Annotated in this window: 12 protein-coding genes and 1 pseudogene; 8 read left to right on the forward strand and 5 right to left on the reverse strand. The window is 54.0% G+C overall.

What is annotated here, in order from left to right:
- Positions 1–246: 246 nt before the first annotated feature.
- A pseudogene (locus tag ACP3TC_RS01020) lies at positions 247–1,830 on the forward strand (MFS transporter).
- 39 nt (positions 1,831–1,869) lie between these two features.
- On the opposite strand, the gene ACP3TC_RS01025 reads toward ACP3TC_RS01020, so the two are convergent.
- Positions 1,870–2,778, reverse strand: a complete 909-nt coding sequence (locus ACP3TC_RS01025; RefSeq protein ID WP_313854215.1) for a LysR family transcriptional regulator — start codon at positions 2,776–2,778, stop codon at positions 1,870–1,872.
- A 134-nt stretch (positions 2,779–2,912) separates the two neighbouring features.
- On the opposite strand from ACP3TC_RS01025, the gene ACP3TC_RS01030 reads away from it, so the two are divergent.
- From ACP3TC_RS01030 to yghX, 3 genes are all read left to right on the forward strand, one after another.
- A complete protein-coding gene (locus ACP3TC_RS01030; protein ID WP_426817341.1) occupies positions 2,913–3,470 on the forward strand; it encodes an antibiotic biosynthesis monooxygenase in 558 nt (185 codons plus the stop codon).
- A gap of 19 nt (positions 3,471–3,489) precedes the next feature.
- On the forward strand, positions 3,490–5,358 hold the full coding sequence (locus tag ACP3TC_RS01035) for an amidohydrolase (protein ID WP_313854212.1): 1,869 nt from the start codon (positions 3,490–3,492) through the stop codon (positions 5,356–5,358).
- Between the two features lie 153 nt (positions 5,359–5,511).
- The gene (gene yghX / locus ACP3TC_RS01040; RefSeq protein ID WP_426817342.1) at positions 5,512–6,396 is read left to right on the forward strand and encodes a YghX family hydrolase; all 885 of its coding nucleotides are present in this window, start codon (positions 5,512–5,514) and stop codon (positions 6,394–6,396) included.
- Between the two features lie 44 nt (positions 6,397–6,440).
- Here the strand turns inward: yghX and ACP3TC_RS01045 are convergent, their stop codons facing one another.
- Positions 6,441–6,854 carry an ASCH domain-containing protein gene (locus ACP3TC_RS01045; protein ID WP_426817343.1) on the reverse strand — a complete coding sequence of 138 codons (414 nt, stop codon included), beginning with the start codon at positions 6,852–6,854 and terminating at the stop codon, positions 6,441–6,443.
- A 132-nt stretch (positions 6,855–6,986) separates the two neighbouring features.
- Positions 6,987–7,763, reverse strand: coding sequence for an alpha/beta fold hydrolase (locus ACP3TC_RS01050; protein ID WP_426817344.1), 777 nt, complete (start codon positions 7,761–7,763; stop codon positions 6,987–6,989).
- Positions 7,764–7,847: 84 nt separating this feature from the next.
- On the opposite strand from ACP3TC_RS01050, the gene ACP3TC_RS01055 reads away from it, so the two are divergent.
- Together ACP3TC_RS01055 and ACP3TC_RS01060 are read left to right on the forward strand one after the other, a co-directional pair.
- Positions 7,848–8,672 (forward strand): AraC family ligand binding domain-containing protein, encoded by an 825-nt coding sequence (locus ACP3TC_RS01055; RefSeq protein WP_426817345.1) that lies wholly within the window; start codon positions 7,848–7,850, stop codon positions 8,670–8,672.
- Positions 8,673–8,747: 75 nt separating this feature from the next.
- A complete protein-coding gene (locus tag ACP3TC_RS01060) occupies positions 8,748–9,713 on the forward strand; it encodes a DMT family transporter (protein WP_426817346.1) in 966 nt (321 codons plus the stop codon).
- A gap of 5 nt (positions 9,714–9,718) precedes the next feature.
- On the opposite strand, the gene ACP3TC_RS01065 is transcribed toward ACP3TC_RS01060, so the two are convergent.
- Positions 9,719–10,000, reverse strand: coding sequence for a YjcB family protein (locus tag ACP3TC_RS01065; RefSeq protein WP_313854204.1), 282 nt, complete (start codon positions 9,998–10,000; stop codon positions 9,719–9,721).
- A gap of 259 nt (positions 10,001–10,259) precedes the next feature.
- Positions 10,260–10,661: a superoxide response transcriptional regulator SoxS gene (gene soxS / locus ACP3TC_RS01070; protein ID WP_313854203.1), complete on the reverse strand. Its 402-nt coding sequence runs from the start codon at positions 10,659–10,661 to the stop codon at positions 10,260–10,262.
- Positions 10,662–10,750: 89 nt separating this feature from the next.
- Here soxS and soxR point away from each other — a divergent pair, with 89 nt between their 5' ends.
- Entirely contained in the window at positions 10,751–11,236 is a 486-nt protein-coding gene (gene soxR, locus ACP3TC_RS01075; protein WP_313854201.1) for a redox-sensitive transcriptional activator SoxR, read from the forward strand.
- A gap of 29 nt (positions 11,237–11,265) precedes the next feature.
- The gene (locus ACP3TC_RS01080; protein WP_426817347.1) at positions 11,266–11,928 is read left to right on the forward strand and encodes a glutathione S-transferase family protein; all 663 of its coding nucleotides are present in this window, start codon (positions 11,266–11,268) and stop codon (positions 11,926–11,928) included.
- Positions 11,929–12,062: the final 134 nt, after the last annotated feature.

Genomic DNA, 12,062 nt, shown 5'->3' on the forward strand with positions numbered 1-12,062 from the left:
GACTGACTTTAATGTAGTTTTAGCTTTATAGCCTGTCAAAAAAAACTCAACAAGTTGGCAAATTCTTTCCGCTATCTGTGAAAACGTTCCTCTCTTATTGTTAGCTCCAGCAGCACAACACTAACCGATAACACTATCCTGAGAGGAAATGAACATGTCTACATCCAACCCGCATGCTTCCACGCTGGTTCACTCATTCTCACAACGTCAGGCTTAATCAGCACACTCCGATCCGAGGGAACAAGCATGAGTCAGAACACAACATCAACGGGCGCCTTTGCTCCACTGAAGCAAGGTCTGTTCGCGGTTATCTGGGCGGCGACCATTCTCGGTAATACCGGTAGCTTTATGCGCGATGTTGCCAGCTCATGGCTGGTTACCGGGCTGTCGTCGAATCCGGCGGCGGTTGCGCTGATGCAGACTGCGGCGACGTTACCGATCTTTTTGCTGGCGATCCCGGCTGGCGTGCTGTCCGATATACTCGATCGGCGGCGCTTGCTGATTTTTGTTCAGCTGTTGCTGGCCAGCGTCAGCGGCACTCTGCTGCTGCTATCGCATAATAATTTGCTGACGGTGGATTATCTGATTGCGCTGACCTTTGTCGGCGGTATCGGTGCCGCGTTGATGGGGCCAGCCTGGCAGGCAATTGTGCCGGAACTGGTGCCGCGCCAGCAGCTGCGAAATGCGGTCGCGCTTAACTCACTGGGTATTAATATTGCCCGGGCAATCGGCCCGGCGACCGGTGGAGTACTGCTGGCGGCACTGGGGGCCTGGGCGGCGTATGGTGCCGATGTTCTCAGCTATGTATTTGTTCTCGCTGCTTTACTGTGGTGGAAGCGCCCACAAAAGCCAAAGGATGCATTGCAGGAACATTTTTTCGGTGCCTTTCGTGCCGGAATGCGTTACGTCAAAGCCAGCCGTGAGTTGCATCGGGTGCTGTTGCGCGCTGCGGTTTACTTCGCTTTCGCCAGTGCAATTTGGGCCTTACTGCCGCTGGTAGCGCGTAATCTGTTACAGAGCAGCGCCGGATTCTACGGCATTATGCTGGGCGCGGTTGGTGTTGGGGCGATTGTCGGTGCTTTACTGCTGGCCCGCTTACGTCAGGTGATAAGCAGCGATGGCTTATTATTACTTTCCGCCGCGCTGTCTGCGCTGGTGATGGTGGTACTGGCGCTGTTACCAATTCAGTGGCTGGCACTGCCGCTAATGGTATTGCTGGGCGTCAGCTGGATTATTGCCCTGACTACGCTGAATGGCGTTGCGCAAGCAGTGCTGCCAGACTGGGTGCGTGGTCGTGGGCTGTCGGTTTATCTGATGGTGTTTAACGGTGCGATGGCGGCGGGCAGTCTGTTCTGGGGGCTGGTGGCGAGCCAGACCGGTCTGGTGACCACGCTATTGCTGGCAGGCGCGGCGCTGTTACTGTCGGCGCTGTTGTTCTGGCGCTTAACATTGCCGGGCGGCGAAGATGATTTGCAACCTTCCGGCCACTGGGATGCACCGGTAACAACAGGGGATTTGCATGCCGATCGTGGCCCGGTAATGATTCAGATTTATTATCAGGTGGCAGCAGCAGATCGTCCGGCGTTTCTGGCGGCTATCAAGAAGTTCTCACTGTCACGCCGTCGCGATGGCGCTTACGCCTGAGGGATTGCCGAGCATAGTGCCGAGCCTGAAACTCTGGTTGAGTGGTTCCTGGTCGAGTCCTGGCAGGAGCATCTGCGCCAGCATCAGCGCGTATCTCTGGCCGATGCTGAGCTGCAACGCGAGGTAACAAGCTTTCACCGTGGCGACAGTAAGCCGGTAGTCCACCATCTGCTGTCAGTGAATTAAAAAAATCGCCGCACTCGTCACAGGCAGTACGGCGAATATTTATACCGGCGCATAGATTGCGCCGATGCCACTAAAGTTTTGTAATTTCTCCCGCCACCAAGTGACTGCATTGCCGGTGGCGCTTTCGTTCCAGGCCAGGAAAGCCTGATCGCGGCGTGGCTCGCTATCCAGCTGACGCTCGATCAGTTTGCCGCTGACCAGATGCGGTGCCGCCAGATAGCGCGGCAGATAGCCACAGCCCAGCCCGTCGAGCTGTGCCTGCACTTTATCGTTGAAGCTGTGTACGCTGAGGATTGGCTGATCGTCCAGCACCCGCAGATCGGCGCCTTCACTGTGACGCGAAGAGTCATTCACCACCACAGCACGATACTGGCGAATCTGCTCTCTCAGCAGCGGCGCCGGCAGCGAAGCCAGTGGATGATGTGGCGCGATAGCAAACACATACTCCAGCCAGCCGAGTGGCACGCACTGAATGCCCTTGTGCCTTGCCGGCTCCTGCACCGCGCCGAATACAATATCTGCTTCACCCCAGGTTATTGCTTCCCAGCATCCCGCCAGTGCGTCATGGCGGAAAAGCAGCTGGGTGTGCTGATGTTGCTGATAAAACTCATCGATTAGCGGCGAAAGCAGTGCAAAGGGTACCGAAGCGTCAAGGCTAATGGTCAGTTTGCTTTCCCAGCCACTCTCAACGTATTTTGCCTGCTGCTCCAGCTCACCCACCGCGCGTAATAACACGCGACCTTTCTCCAGCATCAGCCGTCCAGTCGAGGTGAACGTGGCGCGGTGCCCGGAGCGGTCAAGTAGGGTGATATTTAAATCGCTTTCCATTTTTTGGATCGTATAGCTCAAGGCGGAAGCCGTTTTAAACATTCTGGCCGCCGCAGCGGCAAAGGTGCCATGACGATCCAGTGCATCAAGGATCATCAAAGCTTCAAGGTTTAATCGCATCGTTTAGCTAACCCCAAAATTATTTAACAACAACGTAAAATCTTTCCGTTATCAATAACATTTCCTATTTCGTATTGTTTCTCTATTGAATACAACCCCTGACGGTCAAATCCCAGGTCAAAGAGGAGAATATCGTGGACTATTCGCATCAGCCAGAGCATGTGACGCTGGTGATTACCCACCGCCTGCAACCGGGAAAACAGCCTGAATATGAGCGCTGGCTGGAAAAGATTATGCCGCAGGCGGCGCTATTCACCGGTCACCTCGGCGTGAATGTACTGCGCCCGGTGCATGGCGAAATGACGTATACCATTCTGATCAGATTCGACGGCCTGGATAATCTTTATAAGTGGATTAATTCCAGCGAACGTCAGGCGCGGGTGGCTGAACTGCCAGAAATGCTGATGGCTCCGGAACACATTGAAATGCGTCCTGGCGCCGCGTTCTGGTTTACGCCAGCAACGCCTGCTTCCCCGGTTACGGCGCGCTGGAAACAGTTTCTGGTTACTCTGGCGGTTATCTTTCCCTCTACCAATCTGGTTCCCTGGTTCTGGGGCCATGCGCTACCCGCCAGTAAAGGCACCCTGTGGGGGCATTTACTGAACGATGCCTGCGTGGTGGCTCTGGTGGTCTATCTGTGGATGCCGGCAATCACTCGCCTGCTTAAAAACTGGCTGACCCCACGCGGTTAGTCTTACCTGGAGAAATGTAATGACAACAGCTTCATTAGTTCTGACCAACGGTAAGTTTCATACGGTGGACCGTGACAATCCGCTGGCAACCGCAGTGGCGATTAAAGATGGCAAGTTTCTGGCAGTGGGCAGTGAAGCGGAGGTGATGCAGTTCGCCGATGCGGCGACTAAAGTTGTCGATCTGCAAGGACATACCGGTATTCCGGGGCTAAACGACTCACATCTGCATTTAATCCGTGGCGGCCTGAATTACAACCTTGAGCTGCGTTGGGAAGGCGTGCCATCGCTGGCGGACGCGTTAAGAATGCTGAGAGAGCAGGCGCTGCGCACGCCTAATCCGCAGTGGGTTCGTGTGGTGGGCGGCTGGAATGAGTTTCAGTTTGCTGAACGCCGCATGCCTACGCTGGATGAAATTAACGAAGCGGCACCGGATACGCCAGTATTTATCCTGCACCTGTACGATCGTGCCCTGCTGAACCGCGCGGCACTGAAAGTTGTCGGTTATACCCGCGACACGCCGAATCCGCCGGGCGGCGAAATCCAGCGCGACAGCAAAGGTAATCCGACCGGCATGCTGATTGCGCGGCCTAATGCGATGATTTTATATGCCACGCTGGCAAAAGGACCAAAACTGCCGCTGGAGCAACAGGTTAATTCCACACGTCAGTTTATGCGTGAACTGAATCGCCTTGGTGTCACCAGTGCGATTGATGCCGGTGGCGGTTTCCAGAACTATCCTGATGATTACGAAGTGATTTCTGAACTGCACGCGAAAAAGCAGCTGACCATTCGCATTGCGTACAATCTGTTTACCCAGCGCCCCGGCCATGAGCTGGAAGATTTTGAAAAGTGGACTGATATGCTGAAGCCGGGCCAGGGTACTGATTTTTATCGACATAACGGCGCGGGTGAAATGCTGGTGTTCTCGGCGGCCGACTTCGAAGACTTCCTCGAACCGCGTCCCGACCTGGCTCCGGGTATGGAAGATGAGCTGGAACGCGTGGTGCGCCATCTGGTGGAGCAGCGCTGGCCATTCCGTTTGCATGCAACCTACAACGAATCCATCAGCCGCATGCTGGATGTGTTTGAAAAGGTTAACCGTGAGATTCCGTTTAACGGCCTGCACTGGTTCTTTGACCATGCAGAAACCATTACTGAAGCCAATATTGAGCGGGTAAAAGCATTGGGCGGTGGCATTGCGGTACAGCACCGTATGGCGTTTCAGGGGGAGTATTTCGCCGAGCGTTACGGTAAAGAAGCCACCAAACAGACGCCGCCGGTGGCGCGGATGCTCGAGGCTGGCGTACCGGTCGGGCTGGGGACGGATGCGACGCGTGTCGCCAGTTACAATCCATGGACCGCGCTTTACTGGCTGGTTTCCGGTCGTACCGTTGGTGGTATGGCGATGTATGACGACAATGCGCGTCTCGATCGTGAAACGGCACTGATGCTCTGGACGCAGGGCAGTTCCTGGTTCTCCAGTGAGCAGGGCAAGAAAGGGCAGATTAAAGTCGGCCAGCTGGCGGACCTGGTGATTTTATCGCAGGACTATTTCAGCGTGGCGGAAGAAGCGATTAAAGGTATCGAATCGGTACTGACGATGGTAGACGGCGAAATTGTTTACGCTGCGGGCAGCTTTGGCCCACTGGCACCGCCGTCGATTCCGGTCCTGCCGGACTGGTCGCCGGTAGTCAGCGTGCCGGGTCATTACCGCAGCGCACCGCCGCAGGCTAATGGCCGCGTGGCGTTAATGCAGCAGGTACACCATTGTAGCGGACCATGTGGCGTACATCAGCATTCACATAATATCGCGCGAGGATCGTCGGTGCCGGTAGCGGATGATAACGCTTTCTGGGGCGCGCTGGGCTGTTCCTGCTTCGCGTTTTAGACCATTAAAGCAGGAGGACTGTAGGGGAGCCGAAAACGGCTCCCCTACAATTTCAGCCGCTTACCCGCGCTTTCCGTTAGCAACTTCTCGCACCTTCGGCCATAGTGTTAACTGCACTTTTTCCCCGTTAACTGATGCGAAAGGAGCACGGCTATGACCCGTCTGACGGCAAAAGACTTCTCTCCGGAACTGCTTGAGCTTTACGATCACTATGTGCACGGCAAAATTACCAAGCGCGAATTTCTCTCGCTGGCCTCTAAATTTGCGGTCGGTGGCACGGCGGCGGCGGTATTGGGGGCGCTGATGCCCAATTACGCTTTAGCTGAGCAGGTTGAATTTACCGATCCTGATATTGTTGCGGAATACATTGAATATCCGTCGCCTGGTGGTCATCAGAAAGTGCGGGGATATTGGGTGCGGCCTGCTGCGGCCACCGGGCCGGTTCCGGCGGTGGTGGTGGTGCATGAAAATCGCGGGCTGAATCCCTATATTGAGGATGTGGCGCGCCGGGTTGCCAAAGCCGGATTTATTGCGCTGGCACCGGACGGACTCAGTTCCGTAGGCGGTTACCCGGGTAATGATGAAAAAGGGCGTGAACTGCAACAGGCGATTGATGCCACCAGACTGATGAATGATTTCTTCGCCGCGATTGAATTTTTGATGCAGCATAAGCAGGTAAACGGCAATGTTGGTATTACCGGTTTTTGTTACGGCGGCGGCGTATCGAATGCGGCGGCGGTGGCCTATCCGGAATTAAAAGCAGCGGTGCCATTTTATGGGCGTCAGCCGAAAGCCGAAGATGTCGCGTGTATTAAAGCGCCATTACTCATTCACTACGCCGAGCTGGATACGCGAATTAACGAGGGCTGGCCTGCCTATGAAGCGGCGCTGAAAGCCAATAATAAAAACTATCAGGCGTATATTTATCCGGGCGTACATCATGGTTTTCATAATGACTCGACGCCGCGCTACGATAAGCCAGCGGCGGATCTCGCCTGGGACCGAACCATCAATTGGTTCCGCGAATATCTGATGTAATTCAGCATCATTGAATGGCGACGCTGCGGATATCGGCGTTCGCCTTAAACGATTTCAATCAGCTGAAATTCCTCAAAAACCAGCTCCATATCTTCAGAAAATGTGCCTGCACGCTGAAAAAATTGCTGATGTCCGGCTCGCCAGTGATCAAGGCTAAGATCGCCTTCGCCTTCCAGTCTGGCTTGTGATGCAGTGACGTCGCAGTAGCGTACCAGCCGCATCGCTACGGTTCTGATCACACAAGCTGGCTCTCCTGCACTGTTCAGAATGATGCTGTAACTGCCCACCACGGGCGGCGTTGTCTCTTTGCTGTAAGAGTCGAAAGAACAACAGCTGGCGGTCTTGATACCTTTAATTACCAGCTCTGCCAGCTCATCAGCCAGTTCCGGTGTATCACCAAATGACCAGCTAAATGCACCGGGATATTTATCTTGCAGAATTGCGAGAGCGTTGCCCATTTTTAACTAAAATCCTTGTTGATAAGGTGGGGTTTAATCCGATGCGTTCTTTGTCTTCAGTGCGGGACATACCCGCCCTGTGTTGCAGATCGCTGACCGGGCGAGCAATGCGCCAGTGGCCTGGAAGTAGAGTTAATTCTCCGGACAAAAGGATGACTGCTGACAACCCGCCGCAATTGCCGCGGCTAATCCCTGCGGATTCTCCCATGACATCGCATGTCCGGCGCGGGCGACCACCGAGAGATTAATCCCGGCAGCCTTAACGATATCAACATCCTGGTCAGAAGGTGAGCATTCACCCACTATCAGGCCGCAGCGCATCGGTAGTGTGGTAAAGATTTCCAGCCAGCAAGGCGTAATGCCGTTAACCAGCGAGGAGGCGCCACGCCAGGCGGCCTGCGCTAACGTCATTTGCATTGAACCCGCCCACGGCGTGTCATCTTCTTCAATCAGCAAATCGTGGCCGTAAGCGATAAATTCAATTTCATCCTGCGCGGCAATGATACGGCTGAAGCTACCGCCACCGGCGCGAAAGTTGGGCTCGGAGACCAGCAGCGTCGTCAGGTTAGCGGGTTTCATCGCCGCTACTTCAATCGCGATGCTGCCGCCCATACTGTGGCCGTAAAGAGTGAACGCCGGTAATGCGAGATGGTTTAACAATTCGATTATTACCCGTGCCTGGTCGCTGGTGGTGTAGCTAAAGCTGGCGGGCTTATCGCTAAAGCCGGATCCGGGCAGATCGATCAGAATAATGCGATGATCGCGCAATGCCGGATCGGCAGCCACGCGCGGGTATTCATAGGACGCTGCACAACCCAGACCGTGGATAAATACGATCGGCGCTTGTTCACCGGGCAGATCGTGATAGCGCACTTCACCTGAAAGCACCGAAGAGAAAAAGCAGTTCAATGTGAAACTCCTTTGCATTGTTGAGCAAGCGACTGGCATTCTATTATGCTTATCCCTTCATCTTTATAGTAGCGGGAGTGTGCAGTGCAAGGCGTACCTGAACAGTTTCCATGTGAAAAAGATCGCGCACAGTTCCGTCATTTACCGTCGTTGCCGGGAGTGGAGCTGTATCACGCGCATATCTCCAGCTACGCGTTTGAGCCGCATACCCATGAAGCTTTTGGTATTGGCACCATCGATTTTGGCGCGGAGCGCTTTCGCTATCGCGGCGTCAATCACGTTGCGCCGACCCATTCGCTGGTATTGATGAATCCGGACGAACTGCATACCGGCGAGTCAGCCACAGATGAAGGCTGGCGCTATCGGATGCTTTATATTGAGCCGCAGATGCTGGAGTCACTTTCCGGTGAGCAGGGCTGGTGGTTTACCGATGCGGTACGTGACGATCTCGCCACTTCACAACAGCTGTCACAGTCGCTGGCCGCACTCTGGCAGGCGAGTGATTCGCTGGCGGCAGAGAGTTTGTTGCTGAATATCATGCAATTATTCCGTCCTCACGCGCGGGTGGCAAATAAGCTGCAGGCTGAGCCTGCGCATCGCTTTGATATCGTCAGAGACTACCTGCGGGCCAATTTCGAGCGCAATATCACGCTCGCCGAACTGGCGGCGCTGAGTCCTTATCATTTCCTGCGTCAGTTTAAGCAGCAGTATCACGTTACGCCGCACCAGATGCTGATGGCGTTTCGTCTGTTTGAGGCAAAGCAGCTGCTAACGCGCGGTGTGCCGCTGGCGGAAGTGGCGGCAACGTCGGGCCTGACCGACCAGGCACATCTGACGCGCACTTTTTCTCAGCGCTATGGTATTACGCCGGGCCGCTATCAAAAGCAGGTCATGCCGCCACGGCGTTAACCGCAATCTCATACAATATTTCTGCCGTAATTCACGCCAGACTGATGGCTGTTTTTACTGTTTAGCAGGCTAATCATGTTCTCTGGCGTATTATTTGCTCTCTCCGCAGGCTTAATGTGGGGATTAATTTTTGTTGGCCCGCTGTTGGTGCCGGAATATCCGGGAGCGTTGCAGTCGGTCGGGCGTTACGTGGCGTTTGGTCTGCTGGCGCTGCCGCTGGCGTGGCATGCGCGTCAACGTTTACGCCAGCTGTCGCGTGCCGACTGGATTGAGGCGCTAAAACTGACGGTGATTGGCAATATTCTCTATTACACCTGCCTCGCCAATGCTATCCAGCGCACCGGTGCGCCTGTCTCGACCATGATTATCGGCACGCTGCCGGTGGTGATCTCGGTAACCGCCAACCTGGTCTATGGGCATCATGACGGCCGATTATCGTGGCGCAAACTGACGCCTGCCTTGCTGCTTATTGCGCTGGGGCTGGTATGCGTTAATGCGGCGGAATTGCAAAGTGGAGCGGTGGATTTTGATCTCTGGCGCTATCTCAGTGGCATTGCGCTGGCGCTGATTGCCGTTGCCTGCTGGACCTGGTATCCGCTACGCAACTCTCGCTGGCTGCGGGAGAATCCGGATAAAAAACCGGGCACCTGGGCGACCGCGCAGGGGCTGGTGACATTGCCGGTCGCGTTGATTGCCGGTGTGGTGGTAACAGCGAACCTGGCGCTGACTCAGCCAGCCTTTGCGCTACCGTTTGGCCCGCGTCCGGAAGTGTTTATTCCACTGATGCTGGTCATTGGCCTGTTTTGCTCGTGGCTGGGCGCGTTATGCTGGAATGAAGCCAGCCAGCGTCTGCCGACGGTACTGGTTGGCCCATTGATTGTCTTCGAGATTCTGGCAGGATTGGGATATACCTTTCTGCTGCGCCAGCAGTGGCCGCCGTTAATGACGCTGTGCGGGATTATTTGCCTGATCGCCGGAGTGATCTACGCGATGCGGATTAAACCCGAACCGGTGATTAAACCGCTGTCGTCATCCCGCTAAGGCTTTTACGGCATCGGCCAGTTGGCCGGTGCCTGGCTCATCACGTCAACAAACACGTCTTTCGATACATCCCAGAAGTGGTTAACGTTCTCCATACTCAGGGTGATGCCGAACAGACCAGTAACAAACCAGCATGACATACCAATACCAATGCCACTAAAGATAAACGCCATGGCATTGCGGCTTTTCTGACGGCATTTAATTTTGAACGTGCTGGCGAAAAACATCATCACTGCGCTCAGCAGTTCCCAACGCATAAGTAGCACACTGGCGGTTAAAGTGCCCATCGAACAAACCTCTTGAGATGAAAGCCCTGACCTGAAAAAGCGGCATCATCAAAGGGGCGGAAGAAATGTCAGGAAGATTTCTCAGCGCGCTGATACCGGGATATATTTGTGACGTGGATCACATTATATCACCGGATTTTAAATATTGAACGATTTTTATACCTGGTATGGTAGTTTTTTGCGCAGTACTGAAGGAGAAATAACAGGGCAGCCCCTGATGCCTGTGACATCAGGGGAAGGGAGAGCGAGGTCAGTGAAATTAGTTACTCTGGCCGCAGCCCGCAAAGCGCGCGGCGCAGTCGAACGGATAAGGACGTTGACGCTGCAAACTCTGACGACGCATGGTGTGACGATAAGCGGTCGGCGTCTGGGAGAACTGACGGCGAAATACGCGAGAAAAGGTCTGCTGCGAGTCATAGCCATACTGCATAGCAATATCAAACACCGGGCGCTGGGTTTTTGACAGTGCTTCCGCAGCCAGTGTCAGGCGACGCTCACGAATGTATCCACCCAACGTCTGTTTCGTGACGGTACGGAACATACGTTGCAGGTGCCACTTCGAATAACCTGATTTCGCTGCCACTTCATCAATCGATAACGTTTTATCTAAATTCTGTTCAATCCAGCCAGTCAGTGTATGAATAATTTCGTTATGCATCATGACCTCATCCTTCATTTATAGATTTTGATTTCGCTGTTCTGTTGGTGGAGGAGTATAATTCCTCAAGTTAACTTGAGGTAAAGGGCTAAATGAAAAAAGATCGCAATCGCCAGAAAACCGTTCTGACGCCCGGCGAAGTGGCGAAGCGCTGTGGCGTCGCCGTCTCCGCACTGCATTTTTATGAATCCAAAGGATTAATTTCCAGCACTCGCAATGCCGGCAATCAGCGTCGTTATCAGCGTGATGTATTGCGCCGGGTGGCAATCATCAAAATTGCCCAGCGCATTGGCATTCCGCTGGCGACACTCAGTGACAACCTGATGAATGTGCCGGTCGATAAAAAGATTTCGGTAAAGGCCTGGTCTGAGTTGACGCAGCAGTGGCGTTCAGAGCTGGATAAGCGTATTGAAACCCTGACGCGCCTGCGCGATCAGCTGGATGGTTGTATTGGCTGTGGCTGTTTATCGATGAGTGACTGTCCGCTGCGTAACCCGGACGACCGTCTTTCCACCCAAGGAACCGGGGCGATATTGCTCAATCCGGAAATTGAAAGTGAGGATGAAGGTCTATACTGATTAATCGCCGTTAAACACAAGGTTACGCCATGATCACTGTTCATCATCTCGATAATTCGCGCTCGCAGCGTGTGCTGTGGCTGCTGGAAGAGCTGGAAGTGCCTTACCAGATCAAACGCTATCAGCGTGAAAACAGCATGCTGGCTCCTGCCGAGTTAAAAAAAGTTCATCCGCTGGGTAAATCACCGGTGATTACCGATGATAACCGCGTAATTGCCGAATCTGGCGCAATTCTCGAGTACCTCGCCGAACGCTATGACTCTGAATATCGGCTAAAACTGTCTGATGAAGAGGAGATGCTGCAGTCTCGTTACTGGCTGCACTACGCGGAAGGTTCGCTGATGCCGCTATTGGTGATGAAGCTGATCTTTAGCCGGATGGGTAAACCGCCGGTGCCGTGGCTGATGCGCCCGATTGGTGCCGCATTCGGTAAAGGAGTACAGAAGGCGTATCTCGATAAGCAAATTGTTACCCATCAACAATTTATTGAGCAGCATCTGGCTAAAAATCCGTGGTTTGCCGGGCAAAATTTCAGTATCGCCGATGTTCAGATGAGTTTTCCACTTCAGGCGTTGACCACGCGCGGCAGTCTTACCAATACGCCTCATACCAAAGCCTGGCTGGATAAAATTCAGACCCGCGCCGCCTGGCAGCGTGCGATTCAACAGGGTGGCGAGCTGAAGCTGGGGTAGTTTCTTCATTCCAAAGCTATCACCCTGATGTGGCTGCGGATTGTTGATAAGAAAACCCTATTACGCAGTGTCGCCGCCGCCAGGTACAGTCTGATCGGCGGTTAGCGAGCGCATTTTACTGCTGAAATATCGCT

The organism is Winslowiella sp. 2C04, assembly GCF_050037805.1.
Lineage (GTDB): Bacteria > Pseudomonadota > Gammaproteobacteria > Enterobacterales > Enterobacteriaceae > Erwinia > Erwinia toletana_A.